The organism is Pseudomonas sp. EMN2 (assembly GCF_009650555.1).
In the GTDB taxonomy this organism is placed as follows: Bacteria; Pseudomonadota; Gammaproteobacteria; order Pseudomonadales; family Pseudomonadaceae; genus Aquipseudomonas; species Aquipseudomonas sichuanensis.
This window is the reverse complement of the sequence record NZ_VZZR01000012.1, coordinates 119,532-139,450: the sequence shown is the minus strand read 5'-3', so window position 1 is coordinate 139,450 and position 19,919 is coordinate 119,532. Positions and strand designations below refer to the sequence as shown.

17 protein-coding genes and 1 pseudogene are annotated in these 19,919 nt (G+C 60.6%); 11 read left to right on the top strand and 7 right to left on the bottom strand.

The annotated features are described in order from the left end of the window. Positions 1 to 49: 49 nt before the first annotated feature. From F6X61_RS05010 to F6X61_RS04980, 7 genes and pseudogenes are all read left to right on the top strand, one after another. Positions 50 to 265, top strand: a complete 216-nt coding sequence (locus tag F6X61_RS05010; protein ID WP_153785661.1) for a DUF4224 domain-containing protein — start codon at positions 50 to 52, stop codon at positions 263 to 265. Continuing rightward, on the top strand, positions 262 to 1,404 hold the full coding sequence (gene xerC / locus F6X61_RS05005) for a tyrosine recombinase XerC (protein ID WP_153785660.1): 1,143 nt from the start codon (positions 262 to 264) through the stop codon (positions 1,402 to 1,404). Before F6X61_RS05010 ends, xerC begins: the two co-directional genes overlap by 4 nt. 244 nt (positions 1,405 to 1,648) lie before the next feature. Next, a complete protein-coding gene (locus tag F6X61_RS05000) occupies positions 1,649 to 2,428 on the top strand; it encodes a hypothetical protein (RefSeq protein ID WP_153785659.1) in 780 nt (259 codons plus the stop codon). A 536-nt stretch (positions 2,429 to 2,964) separates the two neighbouring features. Then, the gene (locus F6X61_RS04995; RefSeq protein ID WP_256671293.1) at positions 2,965 to 3,255 is read left to right on the top strand and encodes a hypothetical protein; all 291 of its coding nucleotides are present in this window, start codon (positions 2,965 to 2,967) and stop codon (positions 3,253 to 3,255) included. A 462-nt stretch (positions 3,256 to 3,717) separates the two neighbouring features. Next, the gene (locus F6X61_RS04990; protein WP_153785658.1) at positions 3,718 to 4,911 is read left to right on the top strand and encodes a DUF262 domain-containing protein; all 1,194 of its coding nucleotides are present in this window, start codon (positions 3,718 to 3,720) and stop codon (positions 4,909 to 4,911) included. A 3-nt stretch (positions 4,912 to 4,914) separates the two neighbouring features. Next, positions 4,915 to 5,694 carry an MAE_28990/MAE_18760 family HEPN-like nuclease gene (locus F6X61_RS04985; protein ID WP_153785657.1) on the top strand — a complete coding sequence of 260 codons (780 nt, stop codon included), beginning with the start codon at positions 4,915 to 4,917 and terminating at the stop codon, positions 5,692 to 5,694. 191 nt (positions 5,695 to 5,885) lie between these two features. Next, positions 5,886 to 5,978: pseudogene (locus tag F6X61_RS04980) on the top strand (helix-turn-helix domain-containing protein); the annotation flags it as partial. A 44-nt stretch (positions 5,979 to 6,022) separates the two neighbouring features. On the opposite strand, the gene F6X61_RS04975 reads toward F6X61_RS04980, so the two are convergent. Then, positions 6,023 to 6,415 (bottom strand): hypothetical protein, encoded by a 393-nt coding sequence (locus F6X61_RS04975; protein WP_153785656.1) that lies wholly within the window; start codon positions 6,413 to 6,415, stop codon positions 6,023 to 6,025. Here F6X61_RS04975 and nirK point away from each other — a divergent pair. Both nirK and F6X61_RS04965 read left to right on the top strand, forming a co-directional pair. After that, positions 6,414 to 7,556: a copper-containing nitrite reductase gene (gene nirK / locus F6X61_RS04970; protein ID WP_153785655.1), complete on the top strand. Its 1,143-nt coding sequence runs from the start codon at positions 6,414 to 6,416 to the stop codon at positions 7,554 to 7,556. The genes F6X61_RS04975 and nirK overlap by 2 nt on opposite strands. A 152-nt stretch (positions 7,557 to 7,708) precedes the next feature. Beyond that, entirely contained in the window at positions 7,709 to 8,428 is a 720-nt protein-coding gene (locus F6X61_RS04965) for a response regulator (protein ID WP_153785654.1), read from the top strand. A 27-nt stretch (positions 8,429 to 8,455) separates the two neighbouring features. Here F6X61_RS04965 and F6X61_RS04960 read toward each other — a convergent pair whose 3' ends face one another. Both F6X61_RS04960 and F6X61_RS04955 read right to left on the bottom strand, forming a co-directional pair. Continuing rightward, on the bottom strand, positions 8,456 to 8,869 hold the full coding sequence (locus F6X61_RS04960) for a type II toxin-antitoxin system HicB family antitoxin (RefSeq protein WP_153785653.1): 414 nt from the start codon (positions 8,867 to 8,869) through the stop codon (positions 8,456 to 8,458). A 17-nt stretch (positions 8,870 to 8,886) separates the two neighbouring features. Further along, the gene (locus F6X61_RS04955; RefSeq protein ID WP_110992223.1) at positions 8,887 to 9,078 is read right to left on the bottom strand and encodes a type II toxin-antitoxin system HicA family toxin; all 192 of its coding nucleotides are present in this window, start codon (positions 9,076 to 9,078) and stop codon (positions 8,887 to 8,889) included. A gap of 267 nt (positions 9,079 to 9,345) precedes the next feature. Here F6X61_RS04955 and F6X61_RS04950 point away from each other — a divergent pair, with 267 nt between their 5' ends. Then, positions 9,346 to 11,016, top strand: coding sequence for an FMN-binding glutamate synthase family protein (locus F6X61_RS04950; protein WP_153785652.1), 1,671 nt, complete (start codon positions 9,346 to 9,348; stop codon positions 11,014 to 11,016). A 30-nt stretch (positions 11,017 to 11,046) separates the two neighbouring features. On the opposite strand, the gene F6X61_RS04945 is transcribed toward F6X61_RS04950, so the two are convergent. Then, the gene (locus F6X61_RS04945; RefSeq protein ID WP_153785651.1) at positions 11,047 to 12,366 is read right to left on the bottom strand and encodes an OprD family porin; all 1,320 of its coding nucleotides are present in this window, start codon (positions 12,364 to 12,366) and stop codon (positions 11,047 to 11,049) included. A gap of 502 nt (positions 12,367 to 12,868) precedes the next feature. Between F6X61_RS04945 and F6X61_RS04940 the strand changes: the two genes are divergently transcribed. Further along, complete coding sequence (locus F6X61_RS04940; RefSeq protein WP_153785650.1) at positions 12,869 to 14,977, top strand: TonB-dependent siderophore receptor; 2,109 nt, start codon at positions 12,869 to 12,871, stop codon at positions 14,975 to 14,977. A gap of 248 nt (positions 14,978 to 15,225) precedes the next feature. On the opposite strand, the gene F6X61_RS27200 is transcribed toward F6X61_RS04940, so the two are convergent. The 3 genes from F6X61_RS27200 to F6X61_RS04930 form a co-directional block, all read right to left on the bottom strand. Then, complete coding sequence (locus F6X61_RS27200) at positions 15,226 to 15,423, bottom strand: hypothetical protein (RefSeq protein ID WP_110992219.1); 198 nt, start codon at positions 15,421 to 15,423, stop codon at positions 15,226 to 15,228. Positions 15,424 to 15,607: 184 nt separating this feature from the next. Further along, on the bottom strand, positions 15,608 to 16,714 hold the full coding sequence (gene aguA / locus F6X61_RS04935) for an agmatine deiminase (RefSeq protein ID WP_153785649.1): 1,107 nt from the start codon (positions 16,712 to 16,714) through the stop codon (positions 15,608 to 15,610). 239 nt (positions 16,715 to 16,953) lie between these two features. After that, complete coding sequence (locus tag F6X61_RS04930) at positions 16,954 to 19,854, bottom strand: aminotransferase (RefSeq protein ID WP_153785648.1); 2,901 nt, start codon at positions 19,852 to 19,854, stop codon at positions 16,954 to 16,956. Positions 19,855 to 19,919: the final 65 nt, after the last annotated feature.

Here is a 19,919-nt window from a genome sequence, read left to right as displayed (position 1 = left end):
AGAATCCTGGTAAGTCGATTCTAGTCGTGGGCGTAGGGAAACCAGCCGTATGATCGACCACCAGCAGCCCGGCATGGTCCTGACATTCCAGGACCTTCAGCGCCTCACGGGTTACACCCGCCGGTCTGGAGTGGAGCAAGCCCTGCGAAAGCAGGGCATCCGCTGGTTCTGGGGGCGCTATGGCCCCTGGACCACCATTGACCTGGTCAACCAGGCCGGCGGCAAGACGCCGGCAACCGAGAAATATGACAGCGAGATCCTATGAGGCGGACCCGTAAACACAACCCGCACATCCCCGCCCACATTGATCAGGCCGCCATTCCGGCGGCCGTTTTTTTTGACCATCGTTGGGAGGGCACCTGGTACACATCCTGGCGAGACGAAGGCGGCAACCGCAAGCGCATGAACATCGCCGGCCGCACCGCCACCCTCAGCGACCTGCATCGGATCATGGAGGAAAGGAACGGCGTCGATCGGGAAAGCCTCAACCATCTGTGCAGGGAGTTCCACGCCAGCGCGCAGTTCAAGCGGCTCGCAAAGAAAACCCGCGACGACTACGAGTACTCCCGCGACGTGCTGCTGGCCATCCCGACCAAGCTGCAAAAACCACTCGGCGAATTGTCAGTACGCAAGTTCACCTCTGCCTTGGTGCAACGCCTGGTCGACCGGATCGCCGACGAAGGGAAGCCGTCAAAGGCCGCGCACGTCCTTCGCTACCTGCGGCGAGTCATGCAGTGGGGCCGTAACCGCGGCTACCTGGAGATCAATGTCGCCCTGGGCATCGAAGCGCCAGCCGAGCGCAAGCAGCGCCGGCTGCCGAACCCCAAGATCATGGGCGAACTGATCGCACGGGCGCACGCCATGGGCCAGCTCACACGGGGACAGCCTGGGGCATGCCCGGCCTACCTGGGGTACGTGATGGAGCTGGCCTACCTGTGCCGCTTGCGCGGCATCGAAGCCGTCACCCTCACCGATGCGAACGAGCTGGACGATGGAGTCCAGACGAACCGGCGTAAGGGAAGCCGTGACAACGTTGTGTGCTGGACGCCCAGGCTCCGAGCTGCCTGGGAAGGGGCCAAGTCATACCGGCGCCGCATATGGACCAGCCAGTCCTACCCAATTCCAGCCTCGGCCGAACGTCGCTTCATCATCGTGGCAGCCCACGGCGGACAGTTGCAGAAGAGTAGCCTGGACAGCACCTGGCAGCGCTTCATCACCAGGGCGATCAAGGAGGGCGTCATCACCGAGGAGCAGCGCTTCGCGTTGCACGACCTCAAGCGTCGCGGCATCACCGACACACCCGGCGACCGCAAGCAGAAGCAGGACGCCAGCGGCCACCGCGACGAAGCAATGCTCGACATCTACGACTTCAGCCTCCCCCGCGTATCCCCTTCCGCCGACTGATTCCCGCGTACCAAGACGGCCAGAAGCTGCATGGTTTCTGGCTTTCCGCATGCCCAGCACGTACCAGAAAACACCGTAACCTATTGATTTACCTGCTATGAGCAGGGTTCTTGTAATCAGTAGGTCCCGGGTTCGATTCCTGGTGCCGGCACCATATAAATCAAGGGTTTGCAGCGATGCAGACCCTTTTTTTTGGTCCAAAACGTAACAATCAGCGTAACAAGAGCTCGGCAGGGATACGCACATGGCATGGTTTGAAGACGCTCTCAACCTCCTGTCACCGGGCTGGGTTGGCTCGCTAATTGGCCTGGCAGGCCTGGCCTATGCCCTCCTGACGAGGAAGCGCAAGCGGATCAGTTACACGTACTTGGGCGAGCACTTGCTCGGAAGCGGCTCGGATTCCCTGCCCCAAGGAATCACCGTCCAGTATCAGGGCATCGACATTCCTCGCTTGACGAGATCAGTCGTTGTCATCTGGAACAGCGGTGAAGAGACGCTTATGGGTAGCGATATTGTTTCCAAGGACCCACTGCGCTTCTGCGTCGGTCAGGGTGGCCAGATCCTGTCCATATCCATCGTCAAGAGTAGCCGAGAGGTGAACGAGTTCTGCCTTACTCGTCCAGAGGGTAGATCAGACGAAGCCCATTTTTCATTCAACTATCTTGATGCGAAGGACGGTGCAGTCGTGGAGATCCTTCACTCAAGCGCAAAGCGACAACCGCGGATCAAAGGCACTATGAGGGGCTTACCACAGGGGCTTCGGGATTGGGGCGCGTTGCAGCGAAGGCCGCAACCTAAAACTCGTGTAGATCGTGTGGCCGGCTTCATCGTAAGGCTTGTTCCAATCATGACAGCAGTACCGTTGTTTCTGGCTGCATCCTTCAAGCCCCAGCTTTTCCCCCTGACCAGTGTCGATGGCTTGCTATTTGCGGGGGTCGGGGCACTGCTCGCATCCACGATTCTGGATATGTATCGAATGCGTCGTAGGTACCCCAAGCAACTCCACGCAGAGGCCCTCGAGTGATACACACCCGAAAGTTGAACCCTCGATGGCATATGTGCGGGTAGCGTAACGCCCCCCTGCATGTAGCAAAGCAAAATTTAGGTTGACCCCTAAAAAGCCTGTCAGATTTGTCAGATGGATATTCTTACCTCTGTCTAACCCTTCTATCTCAAGGCCTACAGCGTTTTCATGTAGTGTCAGAAAGGTGTCAGCGGGGTGTCAGAACCTGACAAAACCACCGTATCAGATTTAGCTTTCTCAAATCATTGATTTATAAGGCTTTTTATTTTGGTCTGTCAGATTTGCCACGAATTTCCCAGTTCGTTGTCAGATCGCAAACCCAGTAAATACGCGGCCTCCAGCCGATTCCCTGACAGATATCCATGTTCTGACAGGGATTTGGGGGTCAGCCTGAAAAACCTTTCATGGGGCACCCCGAAGCTATCCTTCAAACTGCCCCGCGTAGCGAATTGATCGAGAGCATCAGCACGCGCTAACCAGCGACCCAAGCGGCACTGCCCGTCATCGAAGTCATCTAGTCCGACAAGGCATGGGAGGTGCACTGGGAATACCAGGAACCGCCCGAGAGCTCGATCCTGTTCACGCGCCGCGGGTACTTTGACGGCTACATCGATGGCGCGATGGACGCGATCGGTATCTCACCTGAGAAGGTGGCGTGTGCAAGCGCTCGTACCGGATCCGTGAAGCGCTCCACTGAAGCTCAGGCCATCCAGCTGCGTCACGCCCTGGATCGCCTGCTAACCCCAGTCGTCGCGAAGGAGTTCCAGCGCCTTAAGAAGGAAGCCAACCTTCCGCACCTCCGCTTGGTGGCAGCTGAGCAGGACTGAAACGCTGTGAAAAGCTGACAAAACGCCGCGCCCTCACCGCACGGGGGCTCCAGGCGTATTAGTGCTCTGCACCTGGAGCGCTCTTCACCAGCTCAAATGACCATGTCCAAAATGAAAAGTCCGGCAAAAACGGGATTTCTTTACCACACCCTCACAAATTCCGTGGCCTAAAGCCGACCCGCCCCGCTCCACTACCCCGGCCGCACAGTGCAACAACGCCTGCACAACCTGTCATTCCCTTTCACAGTATGAAATGGCTGCCACCCTGCGAGAGCCCTTAAACGGCGTGGCCTGCAGCTGGTATTGCACCCCAACGCTGGTTTGCACTTTTTTACGACGAAAAGCGCGTCGGCGGGAGGGGATAAGTGTATTTTTACCTCATTTTTTTGTATCGTTCCTACTTTACTCTTAAGGCTTGCCTCGGTCGTACGAGCCAAGGGAAATTCTAAAAAAGGAAGTTATATGACGCAGGAAATCGATGTTCTGATGGGCGAGCCTGACGAAGAAGTACAGTCGCTAATAGAAAATTTTCCAATTACCGATCCTGATGAGTACTTTGCGAAAAGTGCCTTCCGAATCGTATATCAAACCAATAACTTTTTCTTGCCACAACTTCGCGACCTTATTGATCGAGGCGAAGTGCTAAATATTAGACCAGAATATCAGCGCCGACTGAGATGGAATATTTCACAGAAATCTAAATTAATTGAGTCTTTGCTGTTAAACATTCCAGTACCTCCAGTGTTTTTATATGAAAGCGATGCCGCTCGCTATGAGGTCATGGATGGCCAACAACGCTTGAACGCTGTTCGGGAGTTTCTCGCAGGTGAGTTCGCGCTCAGCTCTCTTGAAGTGCTAGCTCCGCTTAACGGCCTTCGCTATTACAGCTGCCCTCCTCGTATCAAGCGCGCTCTAGATAGAGCAAGTCTTTCAGCTGTGGTTCTACTTCTAGAAAGTGAAAGCAGCAAAAACCCTGGGTATGCCGATCTTCGGGATATTCGACGCTTTATATTCGACAGGCTGAATACAGGCGGCACAAAACTCAACGCTCAAGAAATTCGCAACGCACTGAACCCTGGGGAATTCAATAGGCTTATCATTGAGCTTACCCGATACGACTTATTCACTAAAACCTTTGATATACCGGAGTATACCGAGAGCGATCCTAGCGAATACTACGAAAACGCTAAACGACAAAAGAACACACTTTATTCCAGCATGGGCGACTGCCAGTTGGTCCTGCGATATTTTGCTCTAAAGGATGAGGGAAATATCCGAGGTTCGATGAAAGCCATGTTGGATAGGGCGATGCGGCTTCAAATCACCGCGCATGAACGTCAAAAATTAGAAATTGAATATAAAGAAAGGTTCGCTTTCCTATATCAGCTTTTTGATGGTAGGCCCTTCGCTCTTCCCGAAGATGAAAACGGACGCCAGCGTGTTTCAGCAGCTATGTATGACGCGTCGATGGTGGCAATCGATGCCCTCTGGCCACATAGAAACGACATCTTCCAAGATAGTCAAGGTGTACTTGAACGGCTGCACAAGGCGCATCAAGATCCAGCCCTATCCCATGTGCTAACAGGGCAGGGCAATACTGCCAAGTCCATAAAAGAGCGCATTGACTTACTGAAGAATATTTTCAGGCAGGAGTGATACGTGGCTACAGTATTCGAAGTAATCACGGAAGAGTTCCTAGATGATGCTGAAGCCATCCAGAATATTGTCGCTATTTTAGAAGAAGCGAAAGGGACTGCAAAGGCACGAGTTGCAGCCGCAAATTCCGCCACCCTTCTTTTGGCTGCCACTTTTGAAGAATTTGTTCGACAGATGGCTAAAGAATACGCGAAGTATGCCGTATCCAAAGCCGGGACTGTGGAGAAGTTGCCTTCAAAAATGATTTCCATAGCATGGAAAAGAACGATGGACGGCTTGGCAAAAATGAAGCTTGCTCAGGAAAGTTCTGGAGATGCTCGTAAAAACACATTCACCGAGGCCCAAGTAAAATTTTCGGTAATCCACGATTTCTGCAAGGGTGATTTAAGCCAGAACATCTATGATCAGCTTATCCATAACGAAAACAATATGCGCCCGGGCGAAATCAATAGCCTATTTAAAGTGTCTGGCTTAAGCGATATTTGCAAGAAACTCTCAGAGAAAAATGAAATCCTGTTATTTACCGGCGAGACCGAGCGTGATAAGGCTCATGGGAAGGTGCAAAGTTTTATCGAGGACTTCTTCGAGAGACGCAATGGCATTGCGCATGCATTAAATAATGGAAGTTCAAGCAGTCCTCAAAGAATTTCAACTGACCTAGAGTTCTTCAACGCTTTCTCGAAAGCAATGAGGACAACACTAGATGAAGTCACAGCCCCGCCCGCAAATACACCAGAGCTTGAAGCTGAGACGGTTGAAGAAATCATTACAGAAGCAAATTAACTTAAAGGTTGAGGTGCAATTATGCACCTCAATTTTTCACAAAGTAACAGAGCTGGCCAGCTCAAACTTTGTATTTGAATCGCCTCTGGTTTCGTAGACACCTCCAAGCCTCATAATGAAGCCCAAATAGGAGGTGCCATGAGTCGTCATGCGTTACCCCCGATGAATTCAAAATCTAAGCAGCCAAGCAAGTGACCGAAAAAGGTAAACCTGTCGCCGAGGTCGCCCAGCGCCTTGGTATGCCCGTGCACAGCCTTTACGCCTGGATCAAGGCCTACAGTCGGGGCTTTTGCGTTTCTGGAGTTCATCCACACGCACACCCACCCCGTCACTCCAGCAACAACGCCTTATGCAGTTTCCTGATCTCCGGCCCACTAAGCTCCAGCGCCACATGCTTGCCCTCCTTCCCCAGCCCGTTGATCAGCACGATCCCTCCCTTGGCAAACGTCCTTTCCTGAGCAAGCGGATAAAGCGCAATGATGTGATCGATGCTGATCACATACTGACGGTGATTGCTGACCTCGAAACTGACGAAACGGCTCACTCCCTGTGCTCCCTGAATCGCTGCACGTGGCAGCCCGCGTAACTCCATAGTAGCTACCGGCCACAATTGCGACAGATTGCCCTGCCGCTCGATTTCTTGTTTGGGCTCAATAAACCCTGCTTTCAAAATGGGTATTCCTGTGCCGACGGCTTTCGTCGACTTAAGGAGAAGTCCCATGAGTGAGCAACTAGGCATAGCCCTGACGCGGCGCGGGGTACTGGCGGGGGGTGTAATGCTGGGGGTTGGCAGCACCGTGCTGGCCAGCGGCCTGGCCCGGGCGGCGGCGCCGGCAACCAATGATCCGCCCATGGACCTGACCCAGCTGGAACGCACCCAGGTCGAGCTGGTTGCACCACCCCAGGTGCATGCCCACAGCCAGCGCGCGCCCGGCAAGCCGCGGATCGTCGAGTTCCGCATGGAGATCGAGGAAAAAGAACTGGCGGTCGACAGCGAGGGGGCCTACATCCATGCCATGACCTTCAACGGCTCGGTGCCCGGCCCGCTGATGGTGGTGCACGAGGGCGACTACGTGGAGCTCACCCTGGTCAACCCGGCCAGCAACAGCATGGTGCACAACATCGACTTCCATGCCGCCACCGGCGCGCTTGGCGGGGGTGAGCTGACCCATGTGAAGCCCGGCGAGCAGGTGAAACTGCGCTTCAAGGCGGACCGCGCCGGGGTGTTCGTGTACCACTGCGCGCCGGGCGGGGTGATGATCCCCTGGCATGTGGTGTGCGGCATGAACGGCGCAATCATGGTGCTGCCGCGGGACGGCCTGAGGGACGGCGAAGGGCGTGCGCTGCAATACGACAAGGTCTGGTACATCGGCGAGCAGGACTACTACATCCCGCGCGACAAGGACGGCAAGTACAAGCGCTACCCCAGCCCATCGGCGAGCTTCGCCGACATGTACCAGGTGATGAAGGGGCTCATACCCACGCACGTGGTGTTCAATGGCAGCGTCGGCGCGCTGACCGGCCAGCACGCGCTCACCGCCACCCTCGGCGAAACAGTGCTGATCGTCCATTCGCAAGCCAACCGCGACACCCGCCCGCACCTGATCGGCGGCCATGGTGACTACGTATGGGCCGCCGGCAAGTTCGCCAACCCGCCGCAGCGCAACCTGGAAACCTGGTTCATCCCCGGCGGTGCCGCAGGTGCGGCGCTGTACACCTTCCGCCAGCCCGGCCTGTACACCTACCTCAATCACAACCTGATCGAGGCCGTGATGCTGGGTGCCGCTGCGCACGTGAAGGTCGAAGGGCAATGGAACGACGACCTGATGAAACAGCTGGAAGCCCCTGGACCGATTCGCTAGCGGCGACCGACATCATTTGCGAAGAGTTCGCATTCGCACATGATTTTTTGTTACGATTGCGTCGTTTCACGCACTGGTGCAATGCCGGCCTGCGCGGAAATGACGTTGATCGTAATGAGCGCTGCCGCTCGCATTTCTACAGGTACCCCTCCATGAGCTCCACCCTGCTGGTTGTCGACGATGACGACGAGATTCGCGAACTTCTCTGCGATTATCTGAGTGATGCTGGCTACCAGGTTTTACCGGCCGCAGATGGCGGGCAGATGCGCGCGCAACTGGCCCTGCACAAGGTCGACCTGGTGGTGCTGGACCTGATGCTGCCCGGCGAGGATGGCCTGAGCCTGTGCCGGCAGTTGCAGGAGCTGCCGGGGCTGGCGGTGATCCTGCTGTCGGCCAAGGGCAGCACCCTGGACCGCATCACTGGCCTGGAGGCAGGCGCCGACGACTACCTGGCCAAGCCCTTCGAGCCCCTCGAGCTGGTTGCGCGGATCAAGGCAGTGCTGCGCCGGCCCCTGCACCTGGAAGCTAACGCCGACGTAAGCGAAACCCAGCCGCAGCGATTCGCAGGCTTTGAACTGGACCCCATCAAACGGCTGCTCACCCACCCCGACGGCCATTCCCTGACCCTGCCACGCTCCGACTACCGGGTACTGCACGAACTGCTGCAGGCCGATAACCGCGTGGTATCCCGCGATCATCTGACACGCAGCGCGTTCGGCCGCGAGCACCTGCCCGACGACCGTTCAGTGGATATGTGCATCAGCCGCCTGCGTCAACAGTTGCGCCGTGCCCCGGGCCAAGCCGCGCAGATCCTCACCATCCGCAACGAAGGCTACTTGCTGAACCTGCGCCGCGAAGCCGCGGGCACCTGACAGCTGCCCAAAGCGGGCCCAACGTAGTTATTTGCAGTCGCCCTGCAGGATTCTCAGCGCCGCTTCGGCCAGGAAGCCCGAGCGGCTTTTCTGCTCTGGATGACTCTTCACGTAGGCATCGATACGGGTGAGCAGGTAGGCCGGCAGGGTGATGTTGAGCTTCTCGGCCTTGCCCAGGTAGCGGGTGATGTCGATGTCGATGAGTGCCCAGGTGCATCCGGCATAGTCAGGGTTGGCCGCATGAACGCTCACCTTGCTGGCCTTGGGGATTTCCTGGCCGTCCTGGGCGAGCAGTTCGAGGTGGCCCTCGATGGCCTCGCGGGCCATGGCGATGGCGTCATCGAGGTCTTCACCGGCCGAGAAGCAGCCCGGGATGTCCGGGACTTCCACGCCCCAGGCGTGCTGGTCGTCGCCGGGCAGGATGGCGATGGGGAACAACATGGCATTAATTCTCCTGATCAGCTGGCGTAACCGATCCGCGCCTGGCGCAGGATGCTGGCCGCAGTGGCGGGCAGCAGGTCCTTCTTCGGGTGCGGGATGGTCACCAGCCCAGTCTTGTGAGGGTGCTTGAAGTGATGGTGGCTGCCCTTGGATCGCACCAGGTACCAACCATCGGCCTCGATCACCGAAATCATTTCGCGGCTGTTCATGAACCCTTCCTTGGGCTGCGCGCAGCGGTGGTTAGTATAACCACCGAGTACAATCTATCAACACCATACCCACCAAACCGACCAGCGGGCGCCTGGAGGGGAAGTATGGTCAGGGGACAGAAGCAGGCAGGCATGCAAGTGATGCAGGATCTTGCGGCGAAAACGCCACACCCCACGCCCATGCAAGAGTCTTTTACCGAAACCCCTGGTTTTCCGCGCACAGGCTTTGCCTATCCTAGGCAGCGTGATCCCGCCTGCGATGGACCCATGAACGATTCGCTCCCCAGCCGTTATGCCTGCCTGGCCCTGTGCCTGGTCTTCACCCTTGCCAGCATCCCCTTCCTGCTTGAGCACAGCTGGCTGTGGCCATTCACCCTGCTGACGGCGCTGCTCAGCCTGGTCGGCCTCAATGATTTGCGCCAGAGCCACCACGCGGTGCGGCGCAACTACCCGATCCTGGGCAATATCCGCTACCTGATCGAGACCATCCGCCCAGAGATTCGCCAGTACCTGATCGAGGGCGACGACGACAAGCTGCCGTTCTCCCGCGCACAACGTTCGCTGGTCTATGCCCGGGCCAAGAACGAGAGCGCCGAGAAGGCCTTCGGTACCCTCAACGATGTGTACAAGCCGGGCTTCGAGTTCATCAGCCATTCGATGCTGCCCGTGCCACAGGCCGATCCTGCGTCATTTCGCATTCGCATCGGCGGGCCGCAGTGCACCCAGCCGTATTCGGCGTCGATCTTCAATATCTCGGCCATGAGCTTCGGCGCGCTCAGTGCCAATGCCATCGCCGCGCTGAACAAAGGCGCGCGCCTGGGGCGCTTTGCCCATGACACCGGCGAGGGCAGCATCAGCCCTTATCACCGCAAACACGGCGGCGACCTGATCTGGGAAATCGGCAGCGGCTATTTCGGCTGCCGCACCGAGGACGGGCGCTTCGACCCCGAGCGCTTCGCCGAACAGGCTCGCGAGGGCCAGGTGAAGATGATCGAGATCAAGCTCAGCCAAGGTGCCAAGCCGGGCCATGGCGGCATCCTGCCGGGGCACAAGGTCAGCGCCGAGATCGCCGCCACACGCGGGGTGCGCGAGGGCCAGGACTGCATCTCGCCGGCCGCCCACAGCGCCTTTCGCAACCCGGTGGAGCTGCTGCAGTTCGTCGCCAGGCTGCGCGAGCTGTCAGGCGGCAAACCGGTAGGTTTCAAGTTCTGCCTGGGCCACCCGTGGGAATTCATGGGCATTGCCAAGGCCATGCTCGCCACCGGCATCACCCCGGACTTCATCGTCGTCGATGGCAAGGAAGGCGGCACCGGCGCGGCGCCCCGGGAGTTCTCCGACAACATGGGCATGCCGCTGCGTGACGGCCTGATGTTCGTGCACAACACCCTGGTGGGCCTGAACCTGCGCGAACGCGTGCGCATTGGCGCGGCCGGCAAGATCGTCAGCGCGTTCGACATCGCCAGCGTGCTGGCCATCGGCGCCGACTGGGTCAACTCGGCACGCGGCTTCATGTTCGCCATCGGCTGCATCCAGTCGCAAAGCTGCCACACCAACAAGTGCCCCACCGGCGTGGCCACCCAGGACCCGCTGCGCCAGCGTGCGCTGGCGGTGCCGGAAAAAGCCGAGCGGGTTGCGAGTTTTCACCGCAACACCCTGCACGCCCTGGCCGAAATGCTCGCCGCAGCAGGGCTGGATCACCCGTCCGAGCTCAAGCCCAAGCACCTGGCACGGCGTATCAGCCCCAGTGAGATCAGCCTGTTTTCGCAGCTGCACGCGTTCCTTAAACCGGGTGAATTGCTCAGCGGCTCGATCGATAACGCGTTCTATGCACGGATGTGGCGGATGGCGCGCAGTGACAGCTTTGCGCCGCAGATGGGGGAAGCCGAGGGGGTATCTGCGGCGAACCTGGCCCGCCACAAAGAAACAGCCCCGGCATAGGCCGGGGCTGCGAGTGACGCCAGATCAGGATCAGAAGATGCTGATCGGGTACTCGACGAATACGCGAACTTCGTTGCCGTCGTCGTTGTAGCCGTTCTGCTGGACCGCGTTGTTGGTACGCAGGAACGAGCTACGCAGCTTGATCGACAGGTCCTTGGCCGGGCCGTCCTGAACGACGTAGCGCAGCTGGTTGAAGATCTCGCGCTCCTTGCCTTCGCCGAAGCCTTCCGGATTCTTCAGGTTGCGGGTGTTGATGTTGTCACCCACTACGTAGGCGACCTTGTAGGTCAGGCCCGGTACGCCGAAGGCGCCGAAGTCCAGGCCGTAGCCCAGCTGCCAGGAACGCTCGTCTTCGGCGTTGAAGTCGGACCAGTAGGAGTTGGCCAGGTAGATGGTCGAACCACCGTCGCTGGTACCACCCGCGCTCTGGTAGCCGCTGTAGTTGTAGCCGGTGCTGCCGGTGCTGCGCTGGTGCGCCAGGGTGATCGAGTGCGGGCCGAAGGCGTAGGTGGCCGCCAGGCTCCAGATGGTGTTGGAGTTACCGTTGAGCTCGGCCGAACGCACGAACTCCTTGTCGATGCTGGTCTTGTAGCCGTTGAAGTCCAGGGTCACGGACTGGTCGCTGGCGATCGGGAAGACGTAGTTCAGGCCCAGGTAGTGCTTCTTCATGACGTCTTCGTTGTCTGCGGTGTACAGCGCAGCGGTGAAGTTGTCGGTGAACTTGTAGCTACCGCCCAACACGTTGATCGACTTCAGGCCACCGCTGTCACGCCCTTCGGCGCTCTTGCGGGCTTCCTGGGTGAAGCGGCCGGCGTTCAGTTCCAGGCCCTTGATCTCCTTGGAGGTGATCAGGGTACCGGTGAAGCTCTCTGGCAGCAGGCGGCCGTCATCGTAGTTGAGCACCGGCAGGGCCGGCATCTGGTCACCGTACTTGAGCACGGTGTTGGAGATGCGGAACTTCACGGCTGCGCCGGCACGGGCCAGGTCGTGGGGGCTGCTGGCGTTGCCGTCGGCGTTCTTGGTGTTGTGCGGCTTGAAGAAGTCGACGCCACCACCACCGTTGTGGCCTTTGCCGCCGTCCAGACGCACGGCGTACAGGCCGAAGGCGTCGACACCTACACCCACGGTGCCCTGGGTGAAGCCCGAAGAGAAGTTACCGATGAAAGCCTGGCCCCATTCGATCTGGTCGTCGGTGCGGTGCTTCTTGTCACGGTTGATGTAAGCGTTGCGCAGAAGGACGTTGGCGTGGCTGTCCTCGATGAAACCTTTGCTTTCGGCCTGCTCGTTGGCCTGTGCCTGGGTCGCGGCGATCATCGCCAGGGCGACCAGGCTGATCCTGGTTTTCAACATGTTATTTTCCTTATTGCTTAATCAAAAACGCTCTGCATGAGAACGCCAGGAACCAACGCCCCTTCGTAGGTTCGACGCTATGCGGATCCAGGCCGGAAGGCCCGCAGATGGTCTGCAACGGGCCTTGCAGCCGCATGGCCAAGTCATGGCCAGCAGGCGTAGAGGCCGAATCCTAGCTGCGCCTGCTTATACATGTCAAAAAATCGTGAAATGCAGGTCGATATAACCAAAAAAAAGGTCAGGAGCAGTGCATTTCCACGCACTAATGCCCAGCTTCTGCGCAAATTTGTCTCTTTCAGGTTTTTTCGAGAGAACTCGCACAACGGTCATGTAAATGGGCGACCCGCACGCCCGCATTCGGTAGCGGTCCAGGCACCCAGAAACGACTAGTTACAAAGTGATACAAACGTAAAGACAAGTCCTTACGAATAGGCAAGCAACAGCAAATAGCAAGCATTACCATTCGCGCCAATTTTCTCACTTGCGTAGACGGATGCCTGTAATGCCTGCCCCCTGCCGCCTTTCACCCCTGACCCTGGGCCTTTCGCTGTTGTTCAGCGCAGGCCTGGCCAGTGCCGCCACCACCACCTTGCCGGAAACCGCTGTCACCGCCGACAGCGAGCGCGAAGAGGACAACCCACGGGTACGCGAAGTGAGCACCGCGACCCGCACCTCGACCCCGGTGCGCTACGTGCCCCAGGCCATCGACACGGTGAAGACCAGCAATGTGCTGGACTATGGCAGCAGCACCTTGGGCGAAGCGCTGGAAGGCATTCCCAACGTCAGCAGCGGCGCCGACACGCGTTTCGACAGCGTGCGCATCCGCGGCTTCGAGGCCAGCAACGACTTCTACCTGGACGGCGTGCGCGACGACAGCCAGTACGTGCGCGACCTGCACAACATCGAGCGGGTCGAAGTGCTCAAGGGCCCGGCCGCGGTGCTGTATGGCCGCGGCAGCCAGGGCGGCATCGTCAACCGGGTGAGCAAGGCGCCGGAACATGGCCGCCGCTCGACCATCGAAGCCCAGGGCGGCAGCCAGGACCTGCGCAGCCTTTACGCCGACCTCAGCGCAGACCCCAGCGACACCGTCAGCCTGCGCCTGAACATGGGCAATGAAGACAGCAACAGCTTCCGCCACGGCGTCGATGGCAACCGTCAACTGTTCGCCCCGTCCATGAGCTGGCAGTTGAACCCCGACCTGAACTGGCTGGTGCAGTACGAGTACAGCCGCTACAACCGCACGCCGGACCGCGGCATCCCCGGCAACCCGTTGACCGGCCGCCCGGCGGACGTCAGCCGCAGCGCCACCTATGGCGATACCCAGCGCGACTACATCGACGACCGCGCCCAGTCGCTGCGCTCGCGCCTGAACTACCAGCTCAGTGACAACTGGCAACTGCGCCATACCCTGGGCCTGTTCAAGCTCGACAGTGAGTTCGACAACACCTACCAGACCGCCTACACCCCGCGCACCAACCTGGTCACCCGTCAGCGCTGGCAGCAGGACCTGAACACCCGCAACCTGTTCAACAACCTCGAAGCCGAGGGTGATGTCAGCACCTGGGGCCTGGAGCACAAGCTGCTGCTGGGCCTGGAGTTCGGCAGCCAGCGCCGCGACCCGACCCTGTACAACGCCGCCACCTCAGGCCCTGGCGCCCGCCCGGTACCGGCCCTGAACCTGGACAGCCCCAACCGCAACCTGCAGCACAACGGCCGCATGGCGGTATCGAGCAACAACCACACCGTGGTCGAGAGCCGGGGCATCTACCTGCAGGACCAGATCCGCCTGAACGACCAGTGGCAGATCCTTGCCGGCGTGCGCTTCGACCAGTTCGAGGTGGAGACCACCAACAAGCTGCGCAATATCTCCGAGAAGCAGAACGACAACAGCTTCAGCCCACGCCTGGGCGTGGTCTACACGCCATGGCGCGACCACTCCTTCTACGCCTCCTGGAGCAAGACCTACTCCCCCGTCGGCGGTGGCCTGATCGGCATCACCCCTGGCGCGGCCGGCAACACCAACGAGACCGACCCGGAGCTGACCCGGCAGAAGGAAATCGGGGTCAAGAGCGACTGGTTCGACGAGCGCCTGACCACCACCCTGGCGCTCTACGAACTGGAGCTTTACAACCGCCGCACCCGCGACCCGATCGACCCGAACATCACCCTGATGTCTGGCCTGCAGCGCTCGCGCGGCATCGAGCTGACCGCCACCGGCAATGTGGTCGGCAACTGGTATGTACGCGGCGGCATCGGCCTGCAGGACGCGAAGATCGTCGAGGACAACAATGGCCAGGAAGGCAACCGCATCAACGACGTGGCCCGGCGCAACGCCAGCCTGTTCGTGACCTGGAAGCCGGAGCTGGGCTGGTATGCCGAAACCGGCATGACGCTGGTGGGTGACCGCTACGCCGACAACCAGAACACCATCATCCTGCCGGGTTATGGCCGTTGGGATGCCCTGGCCGGCTATCGCACCCATGACTGGGACGTGCGCGCTGCACTGAAGAACATCACCGACAAGACCTACTACGATTCGGCTACCAGCGCGGCGCAGATCCAGTATGGCGATCCGCGTAGCCTGGTGGTGACCGGCAGCTACAGCTTCTGACGCCATCGCTGGCAAGCCAGCTCCCACCAGACCTCGCCGAGCTCGAGGCTATCAATATGCTTGTGGGAGCGGGTTTACCCGCGAAGATGACACCTCGGTGCCTGGCACGGGCTATGCCCGTGTTCGCGGGTGAACCCGCTCCCACAGGGATCGCGCAGCTGTTTGAATGGCGGCCAGGCCTGTGCCACAAACGAAAACGCCACCGCATTTTGCGGTGGCGTTTTTCGTTGCGGCGGGTTGCTACCCGGTCAGTGCCACACAGCCAGCAGCGCTTCGAGCTCCGCATCGCTGATCAAGCCCTGCGGGTAACGCCCGTTCAGCAGACGTCGTGGGTCGGTCTTCCTGACCCGGATGCATCCATGGTCTCGCAACCACTGCGCCAGTATTTCAAGCGTTTGGTGATTCACTGCCGATGGGGGCATAGCCGACTCACTTGCTGCATTCATTTCAACACGCACTCCCTAAGCCCGTGAGCGGCTAACTTACGTAAGGTTTGTTACAGAACGGCGTGGGCCTATCTCTCTGAAACACAATGAAAAACTAATACAAGAGCTGTGCCACCCGCCGCCACCGAACGTCGCCACAAACAAAAAAGCCCGTCATGAGACGGGCTTTTTCATTCAGCGTGAATCAGCGCTTGAACGGCGCCGGCTGCTGCTGGGTCAGGCAGTGGATGTTGCCGCCACCGAGCAGCAGCTCGCGGCCGGGGATCATTACCACTTCGTGATCCGGGAAGACCTTGGCCAGGATCGCTCTGGCCTGCGCATCGGCGGGGTCGTCGAAGCTCGGCGCAATGATGCCGCCGTTGACGATCAGGAAGTTCACGTAGGAACCGGCCAGGCGCACCGACGGGTCACGCTCCTGGCTGCCGGCCACATGGTCGACACCGGCGCATTCGGCTTCGGTGGCGAACAGCGGGCCAGGGATCGGCATCTTGTGCACCACAAACTCGCGGCCCTTGGCGTCGCGGCTGTTTTTCAGCACATCGTAGGCCGCATGGCAGCGTGCGTAGTTGGGGTCGTTGGAATCATCGGTCCAGGCCAGTAACACTTCACCTGGGCTGACGTAACAGCAGAAGTTGTCGACGTGGCCGTCGGTTTCGTCGTTGTACAGGCCGTCCGGCAGCCAGACGATGGTTTCCACCGCCAGGTGCTCGCGCAGGATGTCTTCGATCTGCTCGCGGGTCAGGTGAGGGTTGCGGTTGCGGTTGAGCAGGCACTCTTCGGTGGTGATCAGGGTGCCTTCGCCATCGACATGGATCGAGCCGCCTTCAAGCACGAAGCCTTCGGTGTGGTAACGCTGCACGCGCTCCATTTCCATCACCTTGGCCGCCAGTTCCTCGTCGCGGTTCCACGGTGCGTACAGGCCGCCATCGAAGCCACCCCAGGCGTTGAAGCCCCAGTCCACGCCACGCACTTCACCCTGGTCGTTGATCACGAAGGTCGGGCCGGTGTCACGCACCCAGGCGTCGTCGTTGCTGATCTCGACCACGCGGATGTTGGGCACATCGAGCTGGCGCCGAGCGTTCTCGTACTGACCGGCGGAAGCCGCCACGGTGACCGGTTCGAAACGAGCGATGGCCTTGGCCAGGGTCACGTGCGCGGCCTGCGCCGGCTTGCCGCCCAGGCGCCAGTTGTCCGGACGCTCCGGCCAGACCATCCACACCTGGGTTTGCGGGGCCCATTCGGCGGGCATGTGGAAACCGTCGGCGCGGGGAGTGGTGTTGAGGGTTTTCATCGATAACCTCTGGGCAACTGGCGGAAAGGGCGGGGCCCGCTGCGCGCACCTCTCACAGCACAAAGCCGCCCCTGCAGGGAATCGCGTCCCCTGTAGGAGCGGCCTTGTGCCGCGAAAGGACCGCAAAGCGGTCCCACCGGCTGATGGCGAACAGTTATAGCCGATAAATATCTGCTTTTAAAGCCAATCTGAAGACCGTTTTCGTATAAAAAACGCTTTCAAACCGATAACAATCGATTTCAGAGCCCTTCGTTGAGAATCCGCTCCACGCTGTCGACAAAGTAGTCCACGCTCGCCCGCGTGGTGCACATCGGCGGCTTGATCTTGAGGATGTTCAGGTAGTCGCCGGTCGGCTGCATGAAGATCCCCAGCTCGCGCAGGCGGTTGCACAGGCGCATGGTCTCCTGCGTGGCCGGCTCCAGCGTCTGCCGGTCGCGCACCAGCTCCAGCCCGAGGTAGAAGCCCGAACCATGGGCGGCCCCCGCCAGCGGATACTTATCGACAAGCGCCTGCAACCGCGCCTTGAAATGCCGTCCCACGTCACGGGCATTGTCCCACAGCCCTTCGTCGCGCATCACGTCCAGCACCGCCATGCCGATGCGGCAGCTGACCGGGCTGCCGCCGGCCGAGGAGAAGAAGTAACCCTCGGCCTCCAGCGCCTCGGCGATCTCGCGGCGGGTGATTACCGCCCCCAGCGGCTGGCCGTTGCCCATGCCCTTGGCCATGGTGATGATGTCCGGCACCACGCCCTGCTCCTCGAAGCCCCAGAAGTACTCGCCCAGGCGCCCGTAACCCACCTGCACCTCGTCGGCGATGCACACCCCGCCCCGCTCGCGCACCTTGGCGTAGGCTGCTTGCAGGTAGCCCTTGGGCAGCGAGATGCCGCCGGCGTTGCCGTACACCGGCTCGCAGATCATGCCCGCCAGCTGGCGGCCACGGCCATCGAGGTCGGCAAGCTTGGCGTCGACATCGCGCAGGTAGTCTGCCGCGCTATCGGCGCCGCGGTAACGGCCGCGGAAGGTGTTCGGCGCCTCCACCGGGTGCACCCAGTCCGGGCGGGTTTCCAGGGCCTGGGGGTTGTCGGCGATGGAGGTGGAGATCGCATCCGTCGCCACCGACCAGCCGTGGTAGGCCTCCAGTACGCTGAGCAGGTCGCGCCCGCCGCTGTAGGCCCAGGCCAGGCGGATCGCCAGGTCGTTGGCCTCGGTACCGCTGTTGACCAGAAACACCCGGTCGAAGCCTTCCGGCGCCACTTCCAGCAAGCGCTCGGAGAACTCGGCAATGGCCGCGTAGTGGAAGCGCGAGTTGGTGTTGAGCAGTGACCATTGGCGCGCCGACTCGGCGACCATGCGCGGGTGGCCATGGCCGAGCACCGCGACGTTGTTGAGCATGTCCAGGTACGAACGGCCCTGCATGTCGATCAGGTAGTTGCGCCAGCCGCGTTCGATATGCGGCGGCTGCTCGTAATAGTGCTTCTGCGAGCGGGCGAAGCTGGCATCGCGGCGGGCCAGCAGTGCCTGGGCGTCGGCCAGGGGTTCGGCAGCGCAATCAAAGCCCAGCAGCGCCGAAGGCGAAGGGCACAGGGTCAGCCAGGCAGCGGCAGCACTGGGTGTGGCGAAAAACGGCGGCACGGCCTGGCCATCGAGGCACAGCTGCACACTGAGGAAGCCACAGGTGGCGCCAAGCGCCTGGCCCCTGGCAAGCACCTGGCCGTCGGCCGGGGCCTCTTCCAGGCCGTTCAGCCACAGGTTCCAGTGCGCCGTGCGCAGGCAGCCACGGTTGTCGCCGGCACGCTGCCAGACACCTTCGGCCGGGGCCTGCAGCAGGCTGCCAGGCAGCAGTTTCAGCTCTACGCCCAGGGCACAGGTGGCGGGCTCTTCAGGGCGGTCGATGTGGGTTTGCGAGAGTCGGTACTGGCCGTGCAGGCTGCAGGCCGGCGCAGGCTGGGTGGCCAGCAGGCGCTGGTCGAAGCCCGGCTGCTCCCAGTTGCCGGCCTCGCAATGCGGGCTGAGCACACTGAGGTCGACTCGGCTCACCACCTGCCCAGCAAGCGCTGGCAATAACGGCAGGCAACCGCTGAAGTCGGCGGTAGCGGGCTGCTTGCCGGCCGCCTGCAGGATGGCCGCTTCCATCAGCGCGGCGGGCACCGCGCAGGCGGTGTCGAAGATCTCCCACTCGTGGGCAATGTTGTCGCGGGTGTACTGATTGAGCGGGTCGATCGCCAACTGCTGCTCACTGCTGAGCACCAGTACGGCGGCACGCAGCTGCACCAGCGGCCAGAGTGCCTGTAATTCGGCCGTTTCCAGCGGGTTGGCAGCCTGGTAGGCGGCTACCGCCGGCAAGATGCGCAGCGGGTCGCCTTCGGCGTGATGCAGCAGTGCTGAACAGGTCACCGACAGGTCGGCAATGCGCCAGCTGCGCAGCAGGTCACCGAAATCGATCACCCCCTGCACTTGCCACTCCCGTTGCCCGTCGCGCGCCCAGACCACGTTGTCGTCGGTGATGTCCAGATGCACGGCCTGGGTCGGCAGTTGCCCGACCAGCGGCGCCAGCCTGTCTGCGGCCTGGCGGGCCAGTTGCGCAACCTGCTGACGGCGTGCCGGATCAGTGAGCACCGGCAGCAGGTGCTCGACCAGTGCCTGGGCATGCCGCGGGTCCCACTGCAAGGTGCGGTCCAGGCCCGGGTGCTCGAAACCTGCCAGCGCCTGGTCCACCTGCGCGCACAGCCTGCCCAGCTCAGCCACCACCGACACCGGCAGGTGCTTGAGGCGGGTCAGCGGCTGGCCTTCGATATAACTGAGCAGCCGCACCCGCAGGGGTTGGCTATCGACCTCAAGCGCCAGCAGCGCCTCACCGGCAAGCGACGGCTGCACCTGCGGCACCGGCACGCCACGTTCGCGCAAGTACGCCAGGGCGGCGTGCTGGGCCTGCAATTCGACTTCGGCATAGCTGCCGTGGCAGGCCTTGAGCACATAGCGCCCCTGGACGCTGTCGAGGAGGAAATTCACATCCTGCTGGCTACCCAGTACCTGCAACTCGCCCCGCAGGTCATAATGCGAACGCAGCAGGGCATGGGCCTGGGCTTCACCGAGTGAAGGGCTGGGCTGGCTCGAACGCTGGATCAGGGTGCTCAGGGGCATGCGGGGGACCTCGGTTTTTTTGCCGCTTATATCGCCACTACTGTTGCCGTTATTCAAGAGGCAGC